Source organism: Anabaena sp. FACHB-595 (assembly GCF_048568275.1).
GTDB lineage: Bacteria > Cyanobacteriota > Cyanobacteriia > Cyanobacteriales > Nostocaceae > Trichormus.
Window position 1 is genome coordinate 1,830,348 of the sequence record NZ_CP183473.1, and the last position, 24,005, is coordinate 1,854,352.

19 protein-coding genes and 1 CRISPR repeat array are annotated in these 24,005 nt (G+C 40.1%); of the genes, 17 read left to right on the forward strand and 2 right to left on the reverse strand.

Going from position 1 to position 24,005, the window contains the following annotated elements:
• Positions 1–76 precede the first annotated feature (76 nt).
• The 6 genes from ACN222_RS07785 to cas2 all read left to right on the forward strand — a co-directional run bounded on the left by ACN222_RS07785 (position 77) and on the right by cas2 (position 4,873).
• On the forward strand, positions 77–694 hold the full coding sequence (locus ACN222_RS07785) for a 2OG-Fe(II) oxygenase (RefSeq protein WP_010995734.1): 618 nt from the start codon (positions 77–79) through the stop codon (positions 692–694).
• A gap of 29 nt (positions 695–723) precedes the next feature.
• Positions 724–1,596 (forward strand): CRISPR-associated endoribonuclease Cas6, encoded by an 873-nt coding sequence (cas6, locus tag ACN222_RS07790; RefSeq protein WP_010995735.1) that lies wholly within the window; start codon positions 724–726, stop codon positions 1,594–1,596.
• 190 nt (positions 1,597–1,786) lie between these two features.
• Positions 1,787–2,377 (forward strand): CRISPR-associated protein Cas4, encoded by a 591-nt coding sequence (gene cas4 / locus ACN222_RS07795; protein WP_010995736.1) that lies wholly within the window; start codon positions 1,787–1,789, stop codon positions 2,375–2,377.
• 123 nt (positions 2,378–2,500) lie between these two features.
• Complete coding sequence (cas1d, locus tag ACN222_RS07800; RefSeq protein ID WP_010995737.1) at positions 2,501–3,502, forward strand: type I-D CRISPR-associated endonuclease Cas1d; 1,002 nt, start codon at positions 2,501–2,503, stop codon at positions 3,500–3,502.
• A gap of 193 nt (positions 3,503–3,695) precedes the next feature.
• Entirely contained in the window at positions 3,696–4,589 is an 894-nt protein-coding gene (locus ACN222_RS07805) for an IS982-like element ISNsp1 family transposase (protein ID WP_010995738.1), read from the forward strand.
• Positions 4,583–4,873, forward strand: a complete 291-nt coding sequence (gene cas2, locus ACN222_RS07810) for a CRISPR-associated endonuclease Cas2 (RefSeq protein WP_044520995.1) — start codon at positions 4,583–4,585, stop codon at positions 4,871–4,873. The genes ACN222_RS07805 and cas2 overlap by 7 nt, the downstream gene beginning before the upstream one ends.
• Positions 4,874–5,129: 256 nt before the next feature.
• Positions 5,130–6,040: a CRISPR direct-repeat array (repeat unit 37 nt; unit sequence GTTTCTATTAACACAAATCCCTATCAGGGATTGAAAC).
• A gap of 37 nt (positions 6,041–6,077) precedes the next feature.
• Here the strand turns inward: cas2 and ACN222_RS07815 are convergent.
• Both ACN222_RS07815 and ACN222_RS07820 read right to left on the reverse strand, forming a co-directional pair.
• Complete coding sequence (locus tag ACN222_RS07815) at positions 6,078–6,662, reverse strand: DUF4231 domain-containing protein (RefSeq protein WP_010995742.1); 585 nt, start codon at positions 6,660–6,662, stop codon at positions 6,078–6,080.
• A 9-nt stretch (positions 6,663–6,671) separates the two neighbouring features.
• Positions 6,672–7,409 (reverse strand): hypothetical protein, encoded by a 738-nt coding sequence (locus ACN222_RS07820; RefSeq protein ID WP_010995743.1) that lies wholly within the window; start codon positions 7,407–7,409, stop codon positions 6,672–6,674.
• A gap of 584 nt (positions 7,410–7,993) precedes the next feature.
• On the opposite strand from ACN222_RS07820, the gene ACN222_RS07825 reads away from it, so the two are divergent.
• From ACN222_RS07825 to ACN222_RS07875, 11 genes are all read left to right on the forward strand, one after another.
• Positions 7,994–11,137 (forward strand): TIR domain-containing protein, encoded by a 3,144-nt coding sequence (locus ACN222_RS07825; RefSeq protein WP_010995744.1) that lies wholly within the window; start codon positions 7,994–7,996, stop codon positions 11,135–11,137.
• 1,136 nt (positions 11,138–12,273) lie between these two features.
• Entirely contained in the window at positions 12,274–14,133 is a 1,860-nt protein-coding gene (locus ACN222_RS07830) for a GMC family oxidoreductase (RefSeq protein WP_010995745.1), read from the forward strand.
• Positions 14,134–14,297: 164 nt separating this feature from the next.
• Positions 14,298–15,398, forward strand: a complete 1,101-nt coding sequence (locus ACN222_RS07835; RefSeq protein ID WP_010995746.1) for a ferritin-like domain-containing protein — start codon at positions 14,298–14,300, stop codon at positions 15,396–15,398.
• Between the two features lie 46 nt (positions 15,399–15,444).
• Positions 15,445–15,921 (forward strand): hypothetical protein, encoded by a 477-nt coding sequence (locus ACN222_RS07840; protein ID WP_010995747.1) that lies wholly within the window; start codon positions 15,445–15,447, stop codon positions 15,919–15,921.
• A gap of 104 nt (positions 15,922–16,025) precedes the next feature.
• The gene (locus tag ACN222_RS07845) at positions 16,026–16,694 is read left to right on the forward strand and encodes a pentapeptide repeat-containing protein (RefSeq protein WP_010995748.1); all 669 of its coding nucleotides are present in this window, start codon (positions 16,026–16,028) and stop codon (positions 16,692–16,694) included.
• A gap of 480 nt (positions 16,695–17,174) precedes the next feature.
• Positions 17,175–18,248, forward strand: coding sequence for a myo-inosose-2 dehydratase (gene iolE / locus ACN222_RS07850; RefSeq protein ID WP_231865518.1), 1,074 nt, complete (start codon positions 17,175–17,177; stop codon positions 18,246–18,248).
• 410 nt (positions 18,249–18,658) lie between these two features.
• A complete protein-coding gene (locus tag ACN222_RS07855; RefSeq protein WP_010995750.1) occupies positions 18,659–19,048 on the forward strand; it encodes a YybH family protein in 390 nt (129 codons plus the stop codon).
• Between the two features lie 37 nt (positions 19,049–19,085).
• A complete protein-coding gene (locus tag ACN222_RS07860) occupies positions 19,086–19,475 on the forward strand; it encodes a DUF4904 domain-containing protein (protein ID WP_010995751.1) in 390 nt (129 codons plus the stop codon).
• Positions 19,476–19,503: 28 nt separating this feature from the next.
• Entirely contained in the window at positions 19,504–20,508 is a 1,005-nt protein-coding gene (locus tag ACN222_RS07865) for a sugar phosphate isomerase/epimerase family protein (protein ID WP_010995752.1), read from the forward strand.
• Positions 20,509–20,514: 6 nt separating this feature from the next.
• Positions 20,515–22,467, forward strand: a complete 1,953-nt coding sequence (locus ACN222_RS07870) for a galactose oxidase early set domain-containing protein (protein ID WP_010995753.1) — start codon at positions 20,515–20,517, stop codon at positions 22,465–22,467.
• Between the two features lie 49 nt (positions 22,468–22,516).
• Positions 22,517–23,926 (forward strand): Dyp-type peroxidase, encoded by a 1,410-nt coding sequence (locus tag ACN222_RS07875; protein WP_010995754.1) that lies wholly within the window; start codon positions 22,517–22,519, stop codon positions 23,924–23,926.
• Positions 23,927–24,005: the final 79 nt, after the last annotated feature.

Sequence of the window (24,005 nt, forward strand, 5' to 3'; positions counted from 1 at the left end):
GTAATTCAACTCTAGTACCATTGGTGCGAGAATTTGTTGAACATCAATTTATAAGTATATTTCCCTCTCATCCTCCGTGAAACACTATCAACAACAAGCAAACGCCTTCCCTGGCGACTACCTGAACAACTTGTGGGGAGAAATCCACGCTTGTCCTTACTTTGCAGTCAACAACCTTAACCGCGATTTTGTGGGAACAAAAGGCTTTTCTGTGGTGTTTAGGCGATCGCATATCTCCACAGTAGAACAAAAATTCCCCTACTTCAAACCCTATCTAGACTTGGCTCTCCATGCCAATTGTAACGCTTTTTACCTCAACCCCTTACTCCTCAAAGAAGGTTCCCGCGTTGATCCACATATAGATCGTTCTCTGCGTTCCTACTGCAAAACCATAGAACCGCCTATGTTTGTCAGCGTCCTATATGTGCGTGTACCGGAAAATATGGACGGGGGAGAACTGGTACTCAAATCCCACAAACGTCAACTAGGGCAAATTAAACCACAAATGAACACCTTACTTTACTTTCAAGGTGATTTAACCCATTCTGTTAACGCTGTGAAAACGCCAGGAAATCGTTTGAGTTTGGTTTGTGAACAGTATAGTTTAAGTGAGGAAGAACTCGCAGATATTCCAGAATTTACCATTGAATCCAGAGTTGCTCAAGCTACCACTAAAAAACGTAAGTCAGCTTAATTTTGAATTTTGAATTTTGAATTGTTAAAATGCCTCATAGCTTAGTTTTAAACCTGCTTCCCCAATCTCCCATTCCTCCGCAATATCTCACCGGTAGACATTTACACGCCTTATTTCTCACCCTTGTTAGTTCTGTTGATAGCACATTAGGCGATCGCTTGCACGACTCCACCGCCGATAAAGCCTTCACCCTTTCCCCCTTGCAAATTCAGGGAGAGGAACGGGGTAGATATAAATCGAAAATCCCTAATAGCTACTCGTTGCAATACTTGCATCAGCAAGCCATCCCCGCCGGAACGCCTTGTTGGTGGCGCATATCTTTACTTGATGACACCTTATTTAGCCAACTAACGCAACTATGGCTCAATCTTAACCCTAACCATCCTTGGCATCTCGGCCCGGCTAACTTGTATATTACCAGCATTCAAGGCACGCCCCAGTCTACCCAACCTTGGGCAAATGCTATTACCTATACTCAATTATATGAGCAAGCTGGTGAGAATAATGACCTGCGATCGCTCGGCAACAATCACACGCTAAATTTTACCTTCACCACACCCACCGCCTTCCGCCAGGGAAAATTTGACACTACCCTTCCCACTAGAGAATGTGTATTTAACTCCCTCCTTTCCCGATGGAATAAATACAGTGGTATAGAATTTTCTGAAATTGCTCTTGAAGCAATATTTCCCTCATTTCTCAATATTCATACAGAAATATTAGCCGATTCTCGTAGTAAATTTATTGGCATTCTTGGAGAAATCAACTATCGGATTTTAGGTGATATAGAGCCAATCCAAATTAAGCAAATCAACGCCTTAGCTGACTTCGCTATGTATGCAGGGGTAGGGCGTAAAACCACAATGGGAATGGGCATGATTCGGCGGTTGTATTCTTCATGATAGAAGAGATGAAGAGGCAGATCATGACTATTATAGCTGTTGACGGTTGACTGTTGACAGTTGACAGACTTGTGTTGTCAGCGTTTGATCTTAGCTTGATGTCCTAATCTATCTGGCTACGGCTATAACTACGAAATATTGTGTACAGACTTTGCACCGCAATTTCTGCAATAACCAATAACTAAAAACTATGAACATTGAATACATTCCTATTGCGGCATTAAATCAATATGCCTATTGTTCCCATCGCTGTTGGCGGATGTTTTGTGCAGGCGAATTTATTGATAATCAATACACCATCGAAGGCACAACTTTACATGATCGCGTCCACACTACCAGCGAAAATCAGCGAGAAGAAACTTGGCAAGTCCGAGCAATTTGGTTGAAGTCAGACAAGTATCAACTCATTGGTAAATCTGACTTAATTGAATCAGCAGATGGTCAATTTTATCCTGTGGAATATAAACGCGGACGTAAAGGCGAATGGGATAATGATGAATTACAAGTCTGCGCTCAAGCTTTATGTTTAGAAGAGATGACAGGGCAAACTATTACGACTGGATATATCTATTATGCTCACTCTCACCAAAGGCAATTAGTAGAGATAAATCAGGAGTTAAGAAAAAGTGCGATCGCTACAATTCAAGCAGTCACAAATTTACTCACCACAGGCATAATGCCCATACCAAATTATAGCAAACGCTGTCAAGGATGCAGTCTGAATTTACAATGTTTACCCAAGGCTATTGATAGGGTTAAAACTTACCAAGAAGTTAGTTAACTTAGGCGTAATTTTAAACGCAGAGGGGCGCGGAGATAAGCGCAGAGGAGCGCTGAGATTCAGGTTCTAGTTAATAATATTTTGTACTGATGAATAATCTTTACATCTATTGTAGGTGAAATCATGGGAACTGTTTACGTTACACAAGATGATTCATTTATTAGTAAAGTTGATGAACGTCTGAATGTTAAATTTGAAAAAAAGGTAATTTTAGATGTACCTTTAATTAAAGTTGATGGGTTAGTTGTGATGGGACGGGCTAGTATTTCCCCTGCGGCTATTTTTGAACTCATTGACAAAAAAATTCCCCTCACATTTCTTACTAATAACGGTAAATATCTTGCGAGTTTAGAGCCAGAAATGGGTAAAAATATTTTCGTCCGTGCTGCTCAATGGAAAGCAGCTGGAGAGTCAGAGCAAGCAATTCATGTTACCCAAGGTTTCATTAGAGGTAAACTGAAAAATTACCGCCATACTTTACTAGAAGCACAGCGCAGATATGAAGTTGATTTAAATAGTAACATCAGTCAATTATCCAATGCGATCGCCTCCATAGACAAAGCCAATTCAATTAATACAATCAGAGGTTTAGAAGGTGCTGGTAGTGCTGCCTATTTTGGTTGCTTTAATCAATTAATTCGAGTTGATAATTTCAGCTTTCATACCCGCAACCGTCGCCCACCCATAGACCCAGTAAATTCACTCTTGAGTTTAGGATATTCTTTACTACGTCACGATGTTCAAGGAGCTTTAAATATCGTCGGTTTCGACCCCTATTTAGGATACCTGCATACAGAGCGATATGGTAGACCTTCTCTAGCATTAGACTTAATGGAAGAATTTCGACCCTTAATAGTCGATGCTGTTGTTCTCACAGCAATTAATCGCCGGATGCTTTCACCAAAAGACTTTATTACTGAACCTATAAGCAATGCCGTTTCACTGACTAAAGAAGGGTTACATATTTTCTTGAGATTATATCAAGAAAAGAAACAAACCCAATTCAAGCATCCTGTTATGCAGAAAAAGTATACCTATCAAGAAACCTTTGAAATCCAAGCTAGACTCCTCGCTAAATACCTCCTGGGAGAACTAGATAAATACCCCCCTTTGGTCATGAGGTAGTTGATAAATTTTGAATTTTGAATTTTGTAGCTTTAGCTTCCCGCAGGGTATTTTGAATTGATTCATGTATTTAACGCGATGTGCGACTTATTGTTTCGTTACACAAGTTCGGTGTATGAACGATTGAAAAGAAAATTCCCACAATCCGCACTGGAGCGAGAAAATCGTTACCAGTGAATGGAATGCGGGAAAAATGTTTTCTATTGAAGAGTTTATCATTGCCGTATTTTGCTGTGTTGACGACGTGCTGATGGAAATCACCCAGATATACCCAATCAAGAGACGAGGTTTTGCTCCGAGTTTAAGGGAGAGTGAAGTTTTAACAATGGAAGTAGTGGCAGAGTTTTTGGGAATAGATGCTGACAAAGACATTTGGAAATACTTTCACCGTCACTGGTTAGGGCTATTTCCTCAGTTAAAGAGTCGCTATGCTTTTATTCGTCAAGCAGCTAATTGTTGGCAGTACAAGGAACTCATACAACAAAAATTAGCACAGTATTTAGGAGCATACTCTGATCAACTTCATTTGATTGATGGATTACCAATACCTTTGTGTGGCTTGAGTCGCGCTCCCAACTGCCGAAGTTTTAAATCCCTTGCAGATTATGGTTTTTGTGCTGCTAAAAAACAGACGTACTATGGGTTTCATGGGCATTTAATCGTTAGTGGCACAGGAGTTATTAGTGGGTTTACCCTGACTCCGGCAAATGGCAGTGAACGGGACGCACTTTGGGATTTAATCACGCGAATTAAAGGTTTATTAATCGGAGATAAGGGCTATTTAAGTCAGTTCTTGTCAGGAGAACTTAAAGAAGTGGGTATTACTTTACAAACCCCTTTGCGTTCTAATATGTCTGACTCTCGTAGCCGATCTTCAGTGCGATTAATGCAACGCTTTCGTCGCCTAATTGAAACAGTAATTGGTCAATTAGTTGAGAGATTTCATATAGAGAAGATTCGAGCGAGAGATATGTGGCATCTTACCAGTCGTCTCAATCGCAAGATTTTAGCTCATACCGTCTGTTTCTGGCTTAATCGCCACAATTGTGACCCTCTTCAGTTCGACGATCTTGTTACAGAATATTAAGTCGCACATGGCGTTATTTAGTAATTTCCTACGATGTACCAGAAGATAAACGCCGTACTAAAATTCACAAAGTTCTCAAATCTTACGGACAGTGGATGCAGTATTCCGTTTTTGAATGTGACCTGACACCTACTCAGTATGCTAAACTGCGATCGCGTCTAGCCAAACTCATCAAACCAGACCAAGACAGCATCCGTTTTTATCACCTCTGTGCTTGCTGTCAAGGAAAAGTTGAGCGCATTGGCGGCGAAATGCCAATAGACACCACCGTATTTTTTGCTTAACTTGTGCGTCAACCTATAGGTGTTGGGCAAACACACTGAAATTTATCGTCCCAAACCCTTCCCACTCATGCTTTTGAACCCTCCAACACCACAATTGAGGTTGACGCAAACACCCCAAACCCTCACCATAAATACTTTTGCACCAATTTTCTCCAATTCACTCTTGACAACTCAGCTTCCGAAAAGCTACCTTAATCTGAGATTGACGAAACAGAACCTTGAAAACCAAATACAGCAAGCTTTCCACACCTGGGCGGTTTCTATTAACACAAATCCCTATCAGGGATTGAAACAATTTTCTCTGGTAAAACAAACTTTTCTTTGATGCGAGTTTCTATTAACACAAATCCCTATCAGGGATTGAAACTTCGGCGGGCAATCTTAAAATACCCTGACCTGAAAGTTTCTATTAACACAAATCCCTATCAGGGATTGAAACGGCAGCACAATACTTATCACGGGCTAAATTCTGGTTTCTATTAACACAAATCCCTATCAGGGATTGAAACCTTTGGCTAATGCCTGCCAAGCTAATGGAAGTTACGTTTCTATTAACACAAATCCCTATCAGGGATTGAAACCTATCTTCAGCGTATTGTAAAGCTTGCTTTAATTGGTTTCTATTAACACAAATCCCTATCAGGGATTGAAACTCTACACTGACCAATGTTGAAAGTATCAAGACAGGGTTTCTATTAACACAAATCCCTATCAGGGATTGAAACAAATGACAACTATTATTCAATAACAACGATGCCAAAGTATGGTTTCTATTAACACAAATCCCTATCAGGGATTGAAACAGCTATTGCACATTTACAAAAGCTCGGATATCAAGTTTCTATTAACACAAATCCCTATCAGGGATTGAAACTCGAAATCCGGTGAGGATACCTTACTTTTAGCCCGTAAAGTTTCTATTAACACAAATCCCTATCAGGGATTGAAACCGGATAATCCCTTACGGATGGATTCACAGATTTGTTTCTATTAACACAAATCCCTATCAGGGATTGAAACTGAAACTCAGTTCGTGCCTCATCAAATTTAATCAAATGTTTCTATTAACACAAATCCCTATCAGGGATTGAAACTTGTGCTGTTCCTGCTGAGTAGCTGGAATAAGCAGCGTTTCTATTAACACAAATCCCTATCAGGGATTGAAACATCAGATGCGGTAAACTTAATTGTCAGATTTTCAGCTTTATACCTTGCTCTCTTCGTTCTCTTTCACATTATCTTGTTTGTCATCATTACCATTGTCTTGCTGTTTCTTCTCTTGCACAACCTGAGTAGCATAAACTTCTACATCTCGCTGAATAATCTCTTCTACTTGATTGGCAAAGTTACTAAATGCTTTATCGTGGGTTTCATAATTCACATAAGGCCCAGTTAATTGAAAGAATTGCCAACCTTGTGTTTTCAAAGATTCGGCCGTGCGGCGATAGTGTCGCCAGCGTTCTCCATAGTGGAAAAATTCTTCAACAGCTGCGCTAATTGCTACAACTTGGCTAAGGGAAAAAGTAGCCCAAACAAAAATTTCCCGCACCTGAGAACTGTTAATATTGAGACTTACCAAAGCGGGTAGAGCTACACCACCAATAATTGTGACCAATCGTAATCTGTAATATCTATTCCGTGATTTACCTGCTTGTCTTTCCATCCACAACATTTGGTCTAACCAACGCGAAAATAAGAATTGTGTTTGTAATTCTGAGAGATTCAACGAGTCAATTAAATTCGTAAATTTCCCCTTAAGAAATTCTTGATAATCATCTTTATTAGCCATAATTCAATCCTAATTTAAAAGTAAATTTGTCATCGTATCTATTAATTCTTCTGGTGCTGCTTCTAAGTCAATTGTTTGTATATGATCAGATGCGGCTAATTCTGTAGCTCGTTCATCAGTAGCATATCCACGCAAAGCAGAAGCAATTTTATCTGCTGTTCTCCCACTACCAGCAATCACTATCACCAACCGTCCAGCAATCACACTATTTAAGGCATCAATAAAGCTAATTTCACCACCATTAATTAGGACGGTAATCGAAGGTAAGCCGTTAGCTAAGAGAGTTGCTACCTTTACTATCCAGGGAGATTCATCACCCCATTTACTGCCAGGAATTAAGACAAAATGACTATGATGCGGCTCCAGGGGTGTGGCATCGTCAGCTAGGATAGTAGTCTGATTGGGTAAAATTACCTTTGCTGTTGGCGCTACACCAATTAGCGGAAACTGCCCATTGATTTGGCTACGGGCATCACCCATCAATCGCATCACTCCCGCATCCGTGCCACCATCTACTACATAAGCCCCCAAGCTTTGGGCAATTGGTGCTAGGACTTCCACAAACAGGCTTTGGATACGCAAAAAGTCAGCTTCGCTAGTCTGACTAGCACCCCCAACAATGACTAAAACAGGACGGGAGTTACTTAGCCCTAATTGCTCTAGCGCCTCCGGTAACTCTGCGGTTTCAGATACCGTAACTGCTGCTGCTTGGTTGGAGCTTAAATTTAGCCTGAAAAAATTTACCATTTATTCGCAGTAGAAGTTGCAACAATTTAAGTATTTTACGTAGTAATTCTCGGTTTAATGTCTAATCTGCAATTCATAACCTTTATAACTTAATGTATTGAAATTGACCTTAGATTCAGTTACATAGTAAAAATAACCAATTTTTTAGAGAATGAGTAGAGCCATAGCAAAAATTCTTGTAACTACTTCTGATAATAGGTTTATCTCTATTGGCCAATGATTACATAGTGCTATTCCAGAAGCATATATAAAAAAATAAATTACAAAAAACTATGTTAAATTGCTAACCTGCTTTCTGATCGTTATGCTATTCACGCTCAAGTATAGCTGTCACCAGTAGGTTAGGAAATTAATAGATGATACAACCTAGATACAACAAGACTTTTTACCCAGTCCCCAGCTATAAATTTGGCTCAAAGCCTTCTAGAACTAACAAAGAAGAGACGGGTTATTCCGAATTTATATTCTTGCTGTTTCACTTAAGTATGATTACCATAATTTAAGTATACTTTATGCCTTCAATATATATCACTTGAGGATCTGTAACCCAGGCAATTTTCTCAAAATCAGCATTAATACGTAATATGAATAAATTTAAAAGTGCATTTATTTCTTATGGAAGAGCAGATAGCAAAGCCTTCGCAACTAAGCTACATCAGCGATTTGTAGAAGCAGGGCTAGACATTTGGTTTGACCAAAATGATATTCCTTTAGGTGTTGACTTCCAAAATCAAATAGACGATGGAATTGAAAAATCAGACAATTTTCTCTTTATCATTGCGCCTCACTCAGTCAACTCTCCCTATTGTGGTAAAGAGATAGATTTAGCACTCCGCCGGAATAAACGCATTATTCCCTTGCTGCACGTAGAGCAAATTACTCAGGAAATTTGGCAGCAACGCAACCCTGGACGAGAAGCTAGTGAGTGGGAACAATATCAAGCCAAGGGGTTACATTCCAGTTTTCCTAATATGCACCCAGCTATTAGCAAGATTAACTGGGTATACTTCCGTGAGGGTATCGATGACTTTGAGAAATCATTGGCGGGACTACTAGAATTATTTCTCCGTCATCAGGACTATGTGCATCAACACACCTATTTTTTAGCCAAAGCCCTGGAATGGGAGCAAAAACAACAACAGTCACAATACCTGTTGATTGGTGAAGAACGGGAACAGGCTGAAAACTGGCTAAAACTTAGGTTTAGAGATGAACAACCGCCCTGCGAACCAACCGATTTACATTGTGCATTTATTTGTCAGAGTATCAAGAATGCTAACAACCTAATGACTCAGGTGTTTCTTTCCTACTCAGAAAACGAGAGGCTGTTTATGGAGAAGATTGCCAAAATCTTGATGCGAGAAAGCTTCACAGTTTGGACAAACAAAACAGATATTCAATCTGGAGCAGATTTTACCGAGTCGATTAATCGAGGCATTGAGGAAGCAGATAATGTAGTTCTTCTCTTGTCGACGGCCTCTTTGCAATCAGAATACTGTCAAATGGAACTATCTTATGCTTTTTCTCTGAAAAAGCGGATTATTCCCTTGTTGATTGAACCCGTAGATATAGAGCAGATTCCAGTGGAACTAAGTATCTTACAGTTCATCGACTTTACAGATCAAGAAGAGCAGGGAAAAGAGTCTGCCGATACCGATAGGCTAATTAATGTGCTGCGTCGAGATGAAGCTTACTACGAACAGCATAAAATCCTACTGGCAAAAGCTCTCAAGTGGGAACGGCAAAAACGTAATCCTAGTATTTTGTTGCGTCATCACAATCTGCGTCATGCCGAGGACTGGTTAAAGATAGCTCAACAAAACACACAACATCCACCCATACCTTTACAAGCAGAATTTATCGCTGAAAGCCTCAAGCAACCCCCACAAGCGGCGCTGGATGTATTTATTTCTTACTCTCGTGCTGATTCTGACTTTGCGCGTAAGCTTAACGATACCCTGCAAATTCAAAACAAAACTACATGGTTTGATCAGGAAAGTATTGCCTCTGGTACTAACTTTGAGCAAGAGATTTACCGAGGAATAGAAAGCGCCAATAACTTCTTATTCATTATTTCGCCTAAATCTCTCAGTTCACCCTACTGCACGACTGAGGTAGAGTATGCGATGAATTTAAATAAGCGAATCGTTACCGTTTTGTATCGGGAAATAAAGGGTGCAACTCTTCATCCTGGGTTAGCAAAAGTGCAGTGGATTGATTTTAGCCAACATAACACCGATTTTCTGACTAAATTCGGCGAACTAACGAGAACACTAGATTCAGATCCAGAATATGTGCGATCGCACACTCGGATTTTTCTGAAGGCGAAGGACTGGGAGGAACACAACCGTGATGATAGCTTCTTACTCCGAGGCAAAGATTTGCTAGCCTCTGAGGAATGGCTAAAGCAATCTGATAATAAACAACCAGCCCCTACTACTTTACAATTAGATTATCTCGCTGCCAGTCATGCTTTCCCCTATCGCAAAATTAAGCTGCGTAGCGTCTTGCTGACTAGCTTGGTCGTGACAACAGTAATTTTCCTTGCTAGGTTACTCGGATTCACTCAGCCATTAGAACTAGCAGTTTATGACCGGATGATGTCGTTACGTGGTGATGAACCACAAGATGAACGATTTTTAATGGTCGATGTTGATACGGAAAGTATTGAAAAGTTGAATGAAGACTATACAGGTGGCAGGGGTTCAATTCCTGATCAGGCTTTAGACAAAGTACTCAAAATTCTTTCCCAGTACCAACCCAGTGTAATTGGGTTGGATTTTGTGCGTGATTTTCCCGCCGAAGGTAACCTAAAAGAGCATTTGCAGCAAGCTGAAAACTTTATTGCAGTCTGTAAAAACAGTTATATAAGCGATCGCGGTGAAAAGATTCTTGGCCTTAAACATCCCCCAGAAGTGCCTTTAGCGCGAGTTGGGTTTAGTGACTTGGTTGATGATGATGCTAAAGGTGGTCGTTTTGTGCGCCGACAATACTTGATGCAAAACCCAGACCCTAAATATTGCAATACACGAGAAGCTTTTAGTTTAGTAATTGCTCGTCGCTATCTAGAAGCCCAAGGTCAAAAGTACATTTCTCCTCTAGATATCAAGAGCAAAGAATATGTGCAGGATATGCAATTTGGTAAAGCTCTCATTCCCCAACTTTTGGGAAAAGGTGGCGGCTATCAGGATATCAATAACCAGCTTGAAGGGTATCAAACGATGCTCAAATATCGTGTTTCTGGACGCGATCCCTATAATTTTGCCCCTAGAGTCAATATTTTACAAGTTTTGAACAATAAGGTTTCTGCTGAAAAAATTAGAAATCGGATTATACTGATTGGCTTTACTGATAGGCAAACTAGACAAGCTGATTACTGGAGTACAGTCTATGGTGATGTTCCAGGCGTGACATTGCATGGACAAATGATCAGTCAGATCCTCAGTGCTACTTTAGATAATCGCCAACTCATCTGGTGGTGGCCTCTTGGTTATGAAACACTCTGGATGTTTGGCTGGGCTTTGGTAGGTGGTATTGTCTGTTGGCGATTGAACCGTACTCTCCATATAGGTATAGCGGTGGTTGGCTCTATCGCCTGTCTCTACATCATCTGTTCAGTAATTTTAGTTTACCAGAGCGGTTGGATACCTTTTAAGCCACCGTTTCTAGCGTTACTGGGTACTGGGGCAGGTGTATTATATTTAACTAATAATCTCCGTAGGAATTAAGCTAACAAGCCAGCAAACAAACAGGAGAGTGAAAAAAGCACAGAATTTGTTTGACTGTATTAGTCGGCTGTTTAGCAATTCCAGACCAGAGGGGAATGCGTCTGGACGTTCACGAGGAGGGGCGACGCGCATCTCAAACAGATAAAAATACACTGATTGTATTAGTTCCTCAGAGCAATTAAGGCTTGATTACTCAGGATCATCTTCAGTTCTTATTCTATATTACCTTTTGGTGGATTATCCCAGTCACCTCCAGCCAAATTTAGGTTATTAAATGAACAGAAAAAGTCTGTTTTGACGAAGCCTCTACCATTATCTTTACCAGAAAAACAAGGTATCGTCAGTATCACCCTTCCTTCTACCGAAAAACCCCTATTTATAAACTCAAACTCCAAAAGTAATAAGTAGCAGTTATTACTCCTATATTGGACATATATAATTAAATAATTATGAAATTTATAAACTTTTCAGTATTAACTTTTATTTAATTTTTTAAATCAAATTCATGCAATATTAATTTGCCAAATAAGTTAGGAAAACTGTGAAGAAATATTTCGCTAACAGCGAATCACTTTTACGGCGTATGGCAGCAATTTATCAAGCTGTCTAGCCCCAACCAAACCTAGAAACATAAGAACAGGATGTATTGCCTGCGGGTTATGGGCTACGTCACACTATAGGTGAAGCAGTCAAAAAAACCTTAGTAATGCGTGTATTCCACATAGTTTACGTAATCTTACTGATTGACAGCTACGTTTTTATGGTGATGATAATATGATGTTGTTTGCCAACGACATAACTTAAAAATTATGTAAATCAGAGGCAATATTCATCTATAAACTCAGAAATCGATTACTCAAAAGGTCTTCATTCTGACGAAAGGGGTTTGTATCCTAATTTACTGCAATCGGAATTAGCTCATTAGTGTGTTACTAGACTTGATAACAGGTAAACATTACGGACTTTTCTGGAAGAATTTACTGGCACATTATTAAAAAGCCCGTTAGTGTTGACTCCCTTAAATCAGTAATGGAGCTTTCAATAAAGACATTGCTGAAGCAAAACTCCTCTCATTTCATATCTGGAGATATTGCCAAAGAGATTCGCGTCAAAGACCAACTTTTAAGGAATAATCTATGAGCCTCAGTCAAATGGTAAATGTCGATTGTGACACAGTATCTAAAACCGTTTATGATGCCGTCATAGTCGGAACAGGGGTAGCTGGAGCCATTGTTGCCAAAGAATTAAGTCAACAGGGTAAGAGGATTTTGATCATTGAAGCTACAGTACACAAGGATTTAACTCTTGCAGGCTTTCAAAGTTACGTTGATACCTTCTACAAAGCGGTGGATAAAAATCCTAACTCCCCATATCCCGCTAACTCCAATGTTCAAAGCCCCACTGATTACAACGACTATTTTATTGAGCAGGGCCCCATGCCTCTTGCTGGTTCCTATACAAGGGTTCTGGGTGGGACAACCATGCACTGGGAAGCAAAAACCCCACGGATGTTACCGGAAGATTTCAAGTTATCGAGTACTTACGGACAAGGTCTTGATTGGCCGATTGACTATCATGATCTTGAGCCGTACTACCGCAAAGCCGAGCATGAAATGGGCGTTTGTGGAGACGTAGATGAGCAGAGAGCGCTAGGCCTTGAATTTCCCCAAGACTACGTTTTCCCGATGGAAAAGCTCCCCCCCTCTTACTTGGATCAAAAAGTTATTGAGAAAGTCAATGGCACTAATGTTGAACTTTATGGCAAGACTCACACATTAAGCTTCTCTACGTTTCCTCAAGCTCGTAATGGAGTACCCAATCCTAAATATGATCAAGGTAACCTCTTTGTTCCTGATGGAGTTACTAGTGTCCATCCTGTTCAATATGGGGAACGTTGCCAAGGAAATGCTAACTGTGTTCCTATCTGTCCAGTTCAAGCAAAATATGATGCTCGCAGAACTTTAAGTAAAGCCTTTGAAACAGGTAAAGTTCATGTACTTTACCAAGCAGTGGCTTATAAAGTGGAATACGATCGCCAAACTGGTCGCATCACTGCCATTCACTATAAGCACTATAAAAAACCCAATTCTAGCGAGTACACTACAGGAATTGCTAAGGGAACATTATTTGTCTTAGCAACGAATGCAGTTGAAAACGCTAGGCTATTGCTTGGTTCTGACTTGCCTAACACCAGTAGATTGATAGGGCGGTATTTAATGGATCACCCTTTCACCTTAGCTTGGGCTTTGATGCCTGAAGTAACTGGTACTATGCGAGGGCCTCTCGTGACATCAGGAATTGGAACATTTCGTAAAGGCGACTTTCGTAAAAAACAATCCGCCTTCGCAGTAGATATTCACAATGATGGCTGGGGATGGGCTACCGGATCACCCAAAAGTGAAGTGGAAGATGCCGTCGATAATAAAAACAAATATGGCCAAGAACTGCGCCAGACATTGATTAGTCGGATTTCACGACAACTACTGTTGGCTTTCATGTGTGAATTACTCCCTGAGTACGGTAACCGAGTAACTATCGATCCAAGGCACAAAGATAAACTGGGTAATTATCGTCCCGTCATTAACTTTAACCTACCCGACTACAGTCGTAGAACCCTTGCTTACACCAGAAAAGTCTCCCGTGTCATCTTCGAGCGTTTAGGTGCGGAAGACTATACTCACTACGATCCTCAAGACCCCGCCTATTTTGAGTTTGAGGGTGAAGGTTACGTATACAAAGGTGGAAACCACTTTTCGGGAACTCATATCATGGGAACAACACCATTGAATTCAGTTGTTGATAGTTATCTGCGTTCTTGGGATCATAAAAATCTTTTCCTGGTCGGCGCAGGAAGTATGCCAACCATTGGTAGTTCCAATACAACATTGACCATTGCGGCATTGAGTTTTAGAACGGCCGAGCATATGCTGCAAGAATTGAATTCTTATAACTTGCCAGTCAGTAATTTGCAAATAAGTAATCTGCAAGCTAGCTAGAGCTTATCATCAATGAAAATTATGCTCTATGACAAAAAGGCTTCAGCACTTTGAATCCAAAAATCCATAAGGGCTGAAACTCAGAGATAAATAGGATTCTACTCCTATTTAATGACACTCCCTATTACCCTTTACGAAGTCGAAAAAACATCGCAAATAAAACTATGACTATAGCCGCCGATAGCTTAAAGTTGATTACAACAGTTGAACAATTGAAGTACTATCTCATCCAGGCAATGAAGATAGAACACGCAACCATTCCCCCTTACATGACAGCCCTTTACTCTATTAAACCCGGAACAAATTTAGAAGCTTTTCATATTATCCGGGAGGTTGCTGTAGAAGAAATGTTACACCTAACTCTTGTAGCTAATGTTTATAATGCCGTGGGAGGCTCGTTTGCATCACCAGTCCTGACAGCACCTAACTTTATTCCCAAATATCCGAGCTATCTACCTACAGGATCTACAGACTTTAAAGTAGGTTTAACCAAGTTTTCCAAAAAGACTATAGAGACCTTTCGTAAGATTGAACGGTCTCAGGATGTTGAAGAAGGTGATCCATTAGTTGAGTCTCGAACCTTACAAGAATATTTACTAGAAGTTGTAGGCTGCGATCCGACCAAGACTTTCTACAGCATTGGCTTATTTTATGCAGAGATCATTCGTGGTCTCAACGCACTCTATAAAGAAAAGGGTCCTGATCTATTTTGTGGCGATCCTCAGCGACAAATCACCCCCGAATACTACTATAACGGTGGTGGAGACATCATCCCTGTGACCGACCTGCGTTCAGCCATACGAGCTTTGAAAGTGATTCAAGATCAAGGTGAAGGGTCAAGAAGTGGAACAATCTATGATGCAGAACGAGAACTAGCCCATGACTATCGTTTTCAGCAAATCTTATTAGAGCAATATTATGTGATCGACAAGGATGATCCGACAAAATCCGATCAGCCCAATGAGCCTACAGGCAAATCCTTTACCGTAGATTGGAAGGCAGTTTATCCCATTAAAGATAATGCCAAACTGAGCGATTATCCAGAAGGTTCGGAAGTACGTACAGCAGCCTTAGAGTTTCACTCTGCCTATAGAGAATTCTTAACCAAAATTGAATACGCTTTTGATGGGCATCCTGAGCAGTTAATTCCCGCAGTTGGGGGAATGTTCCGCCTCAAAGAACAGGCTAATAGTTTAATGCGTAATCCTATTCCAGGAAATCCAGAGGTGAATGCGGCTCCTATTTTTCGGTTAGATAAGTTTTAGCTAACTTTGAGTTGAGATTTAAACTTTTTGTGGAGGTAAATAATTGATGGATATTAATACACCTGAATTTAGGGAGTATTTCCTTAATCTCTCAGTGGTTCTTACCGGTTTTTCCAAGTTTCAATTGCAGGGAACAGGCCTTGCTACTCTTTATTTTGAAAACATTCGGGACATCATTGGTGAAGATATATTTGGAGAACTCTTAACAAATTTTCATAAGTTGGAGGTTGAAAAAACAGAAAAAAACCACGAATCTATCAAACAAATATTGGCATCTGAAAAATTTGGCCCGATCGCCCGCAATATCATTAAGATTTGGTACATAGCTACTTGGTATGCACTGCCACAATCTTGGCGGGAAGTTTTTGGCACCAAAGAAAAGGATGGAACCTTTATTATCAGTCCGCAGGCCTATCCAGAAGGACTTTTATGGCCGGCGATCGGTGTTAACCCACCTGGGGCGAAAGGCCAGGGATACGGGACTTGGAGCGAACCCCCGTTAGTTAGCTTGAATAAAAGCTAACATCTCTTCTGTGTAGGGGTTAACCTCAACCTCACCCAAGGGTAAAAAAAGACCCGTCTTTGATTTTGAAAAAATTGCACAATTTTCTAGTTTAAAGAGCAAACATGAGTATTAAATCCTGGTTTCTTAGAATCTCTACTATTGCCCTCTCAATTTTCTTTAGCTTAACGATCTTTATCTCACCCGCTAACGCTTTTGTTCCTTCAGATCAGACTAAGTTACTGGTAACAAACGCCTGTGTTAATTGCGATCTATCAGGAGCTGATCTATCGAATAAAGATTTATATGGTAGCGCACTTGCTGGGGCAAATTTATCCAAAGCAAATCTTTCCGGTTCTCTACTCAATGATGCCAAGCTAGAAGGAGCTAACCTCACAGGAGCTAATCTATCAGAGGCTATCATGATGGGAACTGACTTATCAAGTGCCAATCTAACGGAGGCTAATCTTTCTCATGCAGATTTGTATAATGCCCTTCTGAGTAAGACAAAATTGTTAAACGCTAATTTAGGCGATGCAGATTTAACAGAGGCAGTTATCTCTGACGCAGATTTGTCTAATGCTTCGGGGAAAAATACAAAGCTCAAAGCGGCAGTTCTTTCTAGAGCAAATTTATCGAATGCAGATTTTTCCAGTAGCTACATGAGAAATACGAGATTATCATCTGCCATTCTTAAGGGAACTAATTTCTATAGAACCGATCTGTCCAATTCGCTAATGCCTGACGGAACTACTTATAACGGAGATGTCGCTAAGTTTGGAGCTACTCAGTAAAACCTGAATCCTAACGATAATCTTGATGATGAGTCCTGAGAATATTTGAACACTCATCCTCGCAAAGGCATATCAATGAATTCTTCACTTGAAGCGGTGCTGACACTTGAAATTTAGAGAAAATTTACACACCGCTTTAAGTTCACTCTCATGGTTAGCAATGAGTTTTATATGTGAATCCGATTTGATTTCTGTTGGCGTAGCCTGCGCTTGCACATAAAATTATCCGTATCTGTAGGGTGGGCATTGCCCACCAGATCATGGTTTTGGTTGGCATTGCCCAATGCCACTTGCTCCAAGCCGGAACCCGTCCAACACAGTGGCTCCCCTACGTGTATTTCAAAAATCAAGTATGAGTCCTATATATATTTAACTCATTGCTGATTATTTGAGAGTTCTAATTTACATACCTGAGCAAAGAATAGGAATCAATAAGTCATGTTGGCAAAAAATGAGTGCAAGATTAATAGATCATCAATTTTGTCCAAAATCAAAGAGATTCGTCGTTTATTTGCCCTATCATTTGTCTTTATCTTGGTGGGGATAAATAGCTTTATACTTCCCGCTACTGCTGCTCCAAGTGGAAACAATTCGGTTCTAGTATCTCTAGTTACTCCTTCATCTAAACCTGCACTCTTAAACCCAACATTCGACCCCACAAAAGTCAATTTGGGCATCACACCGACTGGTTGGAGTAATAGTGATGATCTGACTATTGATCTTGACCCCCCTATCCCTTTTGAGCAGATTTTAAGTGAAATGGCACTATCTGGCTTCAAAGGTTCGCAAATGTCACCTAAGTTTCCCTCAAAAATCAAGGATTTAAAAAAAGAGTTAAAACTTCGTGATTTGAAAATTTCTGAACCTTGGGTAGGAACTTTATTCACAGAGGGAAAGGACGATGAAACCCTTAAAGAATTCAACAAGCAAGTAGCTTTCATGAAGGAAATGAAGGGCAAAAATATTGTGGTTGCTGAATTGGGTGGTGCTGTTCATCAAAAGAAATGTGTAGACCCTTTAGTTAACAGACCTCGTTTTACTGACGAGCAATGGGTGGATTTAGTTAAGGGGCTAAATAAACTGGGTTCCATCGCCAACGAAAACGGTATGCAGTTGGTTTATCATCCTCATATTGGTACAGGAGTAGAAAACTTCGCGGATATTGACCGATTGATGAAAGGTACTGATTCTGAAAATGTTAAGCTGCTGCTTGATACTGGTCATTTGTACTATGCAGGAGTTGATCCTCTAGCAGTCACTAAAAAGTATGCTAATCGGATCAAACACGTTCATCTGAAAAATATTCGTCAGCCAATTTTAGATGCGTCGAAAAAAACTGGTCGTAGCTTTTTAGACTCCATCCGAGCAGGAATATTTACTGTTCCGGGAGATAAAGATGGTGCAATTGATTTTCAGCCAATTTTACAAGAGCTTGCTAAAGCTAAATATGAAGGATGGCTGATGGTAGAGGCAGAACAAGATCCAAACAAAGCTAATCCTTTAACTTATGCTTTAATAGCTCGTAATTATTTACGCCAAGTGACTGACTTATAACCTATTTCCATGAATAGCATACCTTTAAAATTGCTATTCACTTTTGTTGTAATCTATTTCAACATTGTCATACTATCTACATCTGGGAAGCTGTTCCACATCTAAGTTTCATCTTTGCATCATATCCAAATATTGTGGAATAGATATTTTGCCAATCCTACTTATGTAATTTAGATATGGAACAGCCTAGTCCTTACCTGTGTTTATGGGAAAAATAAAGGTAAGGATATAGGCTCTTCAGTTCCTTTTATGGAGTCGAATAAGAAATAAAATCTAATCAGAGCCTATATTCCTTAGTAGGACTGGAGTTGAAGTTCTTAAGCCTTGCTATAAAACGGCTATTTCAATGCCACATCATAAAACCAACGCAAGAGCCAGAATATATAAGTTTTAGTAACCGAGGAAAACAAATGAAATTGCATGATCAAGATCAGATCAGAAGCATATTTGAAGAAGTCTATCCCGATAATGTCCGGGGGAGAGACTTATCTGCTTATGCCGATATGTATACGGAAGATGCTCTATGGATGCCACCGAATGGGCCCGATCGCTGCGGTATACCAGATATTTTGGAAGGGTTTGCTGACACCATAGCTAATCAAGATATTGATCCGATTTTCACAGCCGAGGAAATCGAAGTTAAAGGCGATTGTGGTTATGTCATCGGTATTTCTTTAGCCACAATTCGCCCAAAAGATGGCAGTCCATCAAGACAAGTCAAATATCGAGCTTTATGGTTAATGAAAAAGGATTGCGATCGCTGGAAAATTTCTCGTCAAATTTGGAATGTAAAACCTTGATAATCTTGTAAAACTCTAATCCTGGGAATCTAAAAAAATGGATACAGAAAAATATCATGAGATGCTTAAAACTTACTTTCGGTCTTTTGAAACTGGTGATTTTTCCCAAGTACAGTTTTCTTGTCACCTTGAGTTTCTGAGTCCTATTAGTGGTAATACTTTCAAAGGAATTGAGGAAGTTATATCTTTTCTAAAGGGTGTGACAACCCGTGTGTCAGAGGTGAACATCATGTCAACCACTGTTGAATACCCAAGAGCAAGTGGGGTATGGCAGATGAGGACAACAAAAGGAATTCTATACACCCTACACAACTTCTTTCGTCTTGACGAAGAAGGTATTGTTTATATTTGGCCGATGTTTGATCCAAAAGCTGTGATAGAGAATCCCGACGCATTGATTCAATGGCTTACGGGTAAGGACTACTAAGTAATACCAATTCAAAAAAAATAACAAAATGAGTAAATTGCCAGCAAAGCCTGATATTTACATCAGCTTTTTTATGTTTACCACTAATTTGCAACCTGATAACTTAGATTATCGGCGAATTGTGGTAGCTCATATCAAAAAGCTGCAAACTTTTGGTTATAGTGGGTTTGAGTTTCCCATTGCTCCCGGACTTCCCGGAAATTACGCCCAAGATTTAAAAAATTACACGAATCTACGCCATTGTTTGGACAGTGAAGGGTTAGAAAACGTGAAAATTTCCACTAACGTGGGAGCTACCCGCACCTTCGATCCTTCTTCTAGCTATCCAGAACAACGACAAGAAGCTCTAGAGTATCTAAAGTCACGGGTTGATATCACCGCCGCTTTAGGGGGTGAAATTATGATGGGGCCAATTGTCATCCCTTACGGCGTTTTTCCGACAACAGACTTCAATGAACCTATCTGGAGTGATAAACTTCAAGAACATCTCAAAGTTCGTTATGCTAACGCCCAACCCGTTCTGAATAAGTTAGGCGAATATGCAGAGAGAAAAAAAGTTAAATTAGCCATTGAACCGATCACCCATTGGGAAACACCAGGCCCCAACAAATTATCTCAATTAATCGAGTTTCTCAAAGGCGTTACGAGTAAACAAGTGGGAGTAGTCATTGATAGCGCCCATGAAATCTTAGATGGTGAGGGGCCAGAGATATTTAAAACACAAGTGGAGTATCTTGCCCAACAAAGAAGACTGCATTATGTGCAAGTTTCTCCCCCAGATCGCGGCGCTCTTCATACCAGTTGGCTTCCCTGGAAATCTTTTTTAGCACCTATTCTCAAGGTTTATGACGGCCCGATCGCCGTGGAGATATTCAATGCTATCCCCGCTTTTGTGGACTCTCTGCGTCTGACCAGACGTAAGTTTTGGATACCTGATGAAGATCCTCCAAATCAATACCCCAATGCTTACGATATTGCTCATGAGGCCATCAAGGTAACTCGAAAAGAATTAAATAAAATCAGCGCTAAATAGTTGGCTATGATAGTCTCCAAATCAAAACGCCTAACAATTGTCTCGGTTTTTCTAGTCTTTATCCTGGCTTTCGTTATTAGTATCTGCGGTTGGGAGCAGGCGATCGCTACCCCCATAATTGGGACAAAAGAAGAAATGGGGGCTTGGGAAACTCTACCTATGCCCCCTCCAGAAGACAGAATGCAGTCTGTGCATACAATCTTGCTACCTAATGGAAAAGTTTTAGTAGTTAATGGTAGTAGTTTTCGCACCACTCAAGTAAAAGAACAAGAGAACGTCGATCTTGTTGAGGGAGTTGATGTCAGAAATTATGATGTCATCAATAATACAGGTCTTCTTGACCCTGTAACTGGAAAATTTGAGCGCATTCCCTCCCCACCATCTATCCAGGCTGGGGAAACCAATGATTTATTCTGCACCGGACATCTGCAACTATCCAACGGTAACATTCTTTTTGTCAGTGGAACTGGACGCTATTACCCAGGAGGCGCATTTACAGGTAATAGACAAATCAACCTGTATAACTGGAAAACCGGAACATGGTCGGCTCTAAAACCACTCAAACAAGGACGGTGGTATCCCAGTTTGATTTCCCTTGCTGATGGTAAAGTGGTTATCTTTTCAGGACTAAAAGTTGATGCGCCAAATCAGATTAATCCCACTTTAGAAATCTATGATCCCAAAACAGAAAAGCTCCAGTACATAGACCTCACAACTATCAAGAATAGTCCTTTTAATACCAAACTCAAAGATGTAGATAGCTACGATAGTATAGACCTCTATCCTCGCGTCTTTCCTACTGCTGATGGTAGACTTTTGATTACCGGAGACGAGGCTGGTATTGCTGGGGTTTTAGTCCCACATAGCAGTAAAAAAAGCTATTTAATGTCTGTCAAAGAGAATACAGAGGGGGCATTATCTGTCAGCTTTGAAGTAGGCCCAGATAGGGCAGAAAGCTCCAAAGCCTATGGAACAGCCCTACAAGTTCCCAACTCAGAAGATGTCTTACTCCTTGGGGGCATCATCGGCACTAATAGCATTAACTTTGGGCGATTAAATAATACTAATGGTTTCCCACCAGGATCAAGAGTTGCTACTAGTTTACAGCGTTGGCTATCTCCGGCAAAAAGTGGTGAAAAGAACGGCAAGTGGGAAATTGTGCCAAATTTTCTGGATAAGCCCAGAGCTAATCTCCAATCTGTAATTTTACCGACGCAGGAAATATTAGTTGTTAATGGTGGCGAATATCCAGAGTATAAGCCTGTCTATGAGCCTCTGTTGATGACTGCTGCTGATGCTCCTGGGGGTTATCAAACCAAGCCGATGAATCCTGCAAAACTCCCCAGGCTATATCATAATGGAGCATTATTATTACCGGATGCTCGTGTTTTAGCGATCGGGGGCAATGCTAACCGCGCTTTAAGGGATGAAGATGGCACTGCTCATGTTGATATCTTACAAGATGCCAAGACCTATTATAAATTCGCCGATCTGAGAGATAAGTCTGGACAGAATAAGAAGGAATTTAATCTAGAAGAATATTATCAAAATCCTCAAAGCTATTTTGCTAAAGATGACAAAGAACCCTTTGTGCCTGCGGAAATTTGGCAAGGGGAAATCTTCAGTCCTCCTTATCTATTTAAGCCTGGTTCTCGCCCTAAAATTCTTAAAGCTCCCAATAAGCTGGGATACAGTCAATCTAATACTATATCTGTCAAGAATGCGACTAAAGATGGCTCTCTTGTCCTGGTAAAACTGGGGTCAGTAACTCACTCTTTCGATTATGGACAACGGTTAGCACAATTGCCACTAGAAGATGTTGTTTTAGGAGATGAGTCTTCCATCAGCTTTAAAGCACCAGAGAATAAAAATCTTTATCCTCCTGGGTATTATATGATGTTTTACCTCAACAACTTAGGTAAGCCTTCCCTGGCGAAGATAGTCAAGCTTGCAGCTTAACCCTATTTTGTTACTTTGGCATGAGCATAATTGGCAAAGGAATTAATTCATGGCACTGACTGAAAAAGATTTGAAAAACTTACCAGAAGATGGCATTGATTCAGAAAATCCTGGTAAATACCGAAATCTGCTGAATGATTTACAGGGTAATATTCTGAAAGGACATGGACGAGATCATAGTGTTCATCTATTTTTACAATTCAAGCCTGAGCAAGTAGAAGTAGTTAAGCAGTGGATTCAGAGTTTTGCTCAAACTTATATAACCTCTGCAAAAAAGCAGGCAGATGAAGCGTTTAAATATAGACAAAAAGGCGTATCAGGAGATGTATTCGCTAACTTTTTCTTGTCTCGTCACGGATATGAATATTTAGAAATTGAACCGTTTCAAATACCTGGAGATAAGCCCTTTAGAATGGGTATGAAAAATGAAGAAATTAGAAGTTCCTTGGGTGATCCTAAAATTGCAACCTGGGAACTAGGATTTCAGAGTGAAATTCATGCCTTAGTTTTGATTGCCGATGATGACATTGTAGACTTATTACAAATTGTCAATCAAATAACGCAAAAGCTACGTCAAATAGCGGAAATTGTTCACCGAGAAGATGGATTTATTCTCAGAAATCAGGCTGGACAAATTATTGAACACTTTGGCTTTGTTGATGGTGTAAGTCAACCCTTGTTTATGAAACGAGACGTTGTGCGAGAGAGGGTGAACAACTGTGATTTTGATAAATGGGATCCGAAAGCTCCTTTGGATAGTATTTTAGTTGAAGATCCTAACGGGAACACAAAAGATAGCTATGGCAGTTATTTAGTCTACCGAAAACTCGAACAGAATGTGAAAGCATTCCGCGAAGATCAGCGTAAATTAGCTCAAAAATTAAACATTCAGGAAAATTTAGCTGGAGCGTTAATTGTAGGTCGTTTTGCTGATGGTACTCCAGTAACTCTTTCAGATATACCAACTTACGCAGTTACACCCACGAATAACTTTAATTATGATGGCGATTTAGCAGCAACTAAATGTCCATTTCATTCTCATACACGCAAGACTAATCCTCGTGGAGATACAGCTAGATTGCTAACTACTGATGGTCACTTTGATGAAGCATTTAAGGAAGAAAGAGGTCATAGAATTACTCGTCGGGCAGTGAGTTATGGCGAAAATAATCCGAGTAAAGAACCAGTTTCAGGTTCAGGATTACTGTTTCTTTGCTTTCAATCCAATATTGAAAATCAGTTTAATTTTATGCAATCAAGATGGGCTAATCCTCAGAATTTTGTTCAGGTGAATACTGGCCCAGATCCGTTAATTGGTCAACCATCAGGAACTCAGAAATGGCCTAAAAAATGGGGTGAACCAGAAACAGAAGAATACAATTTTCAACTCTGGATAAATATGAAAGGTGGCGAGTATTTTTTCGCCCCTAGTATCAGTTTTTTGAAAACATTGGCATAGTGAGACTATTTTTACTATGGAAAAAATTCTATCTGTCGTAGCTGTTTACAAGCGAATAGGAGACATTTTTATGCGAAAT

What these genes read in the sequence shown, in the direction of transcription:
- ACN222_RS07860 (WP_010995751.1), top strand. Translation starts at nt 19,086, where the DNA reads ATGGATACAGAAAAATATCATGAGATGCTTAAAACTTACTTTCGGTCT.
- ACN222_RS07865 (WP_010995752.1), top strand. Translation starts at nt 19,504, where the DNA reads ATGAGTAAATTGCCAGCAAAGCCTGATATTTACATCAGCTTTTTTATG.
- ACN222_RS07870 (WP_010995753.1), top strand. Translation starts at nt 20,515, where the DNA reads ATGATAGTCTCCAAATCAAAACGCCTAACAATTGTCTCGGTTTTTCTA.
- ACN222_RS07815 (WP_010995742.1), bottom strand. Translation starts at nt 6,662, where the DNA reads ATGGCTAATAAAGATGATTATCAAGAATTTCTTAAGGGGAAATTTACG.
- ACN222_RS07830 (WP_010995745.1), top strand. Translation starts at nt 12,274, where the DNA reads ATGAGCCTCAGTCAAATGGTAAATGTCGATTGTGACACAGTATCTAAA.
- cas1d (WP_010995737.1), top strand. Translation starts at nt 2,501, where the DNA reads ATGGGAACTGTTTACGTTACACAAGATGATTCATTTATTAGTAAAGTT.
- ACN222_RS07825 (WP_010995744.1), top strand. Translation starts at nt 7,994, where the DNA reads ATGAATAAATTTAAAAGTGCATTTATTTCTTATGGAAGAGCAGATAGC.
- ACN222_RS07845 (WP_010995748.1), top strand. Translation starts at nt 16,026, where the DNA reads ATGAGTATTAAATCCTGGTTTCTTAGAATCTCTACTATTGCCCTCTCA.
- ACN222_RS07855 (WP_010995750.1), top strand. Translation starts at nt 18,659, where the DNA reads ATGAAATTGCATGATCAAGATCAGATCAGAAGCATATTTGAAGAAGTC.
- ACN222_RS07805 (WP_010995738.1), top strand. Translation starts at nt 3,696, where the DNA reads ATGTTTTCTATTGAAGAGTTTATCATTGCCGTATTTTGCTGTGTTGAC.
- ACN222_RS07840 (WP_010995747.1), top strand. Translation starts at nt 15,445, where the DNA reads ATGGATATTAATACACCTGAATTTAGGGAGTATTTCCTTAATCTCTCA.
- ACN222_RS07835 (WP_010995746.1), top strand. Translation starts at nt 14,298, where the DNA reads ATGACTATAGCCGCCGATAGCTTAAAGTTGATTACAACAGTTGAACAA.
- ACN222_RS07820 (WP_010995743.1), bottom strand. Translation starts at nt 7,409, where the DNA reads ATGGTAAATTTTTTCAGGCTAAATTTAAGCTCCAACCAAGCAGCAGCA.
- ACN222_RS07875 (WP_010995754.1), top strand. Translation starts at nt 22,517, where the DNA reads ATGGCACTGACTGAAAAAGATTTGAAAAACTTACCAGAAGATGGCATT.
- cas6 (WP_010995735.1), top strand. Translation starts at nt 724, where the DNA reads ATGCCTCATAGCTTAGTTTTAAACCTGCTTCCCCAATCTCCCATTCCT.
- cas4 (WP_010995736.1), top strand. Translation starts at nt 1,787, where the DNA reads ATGAACATTGAATACATTCCTATTGCGGCATTAAATCAATATGCCTAT.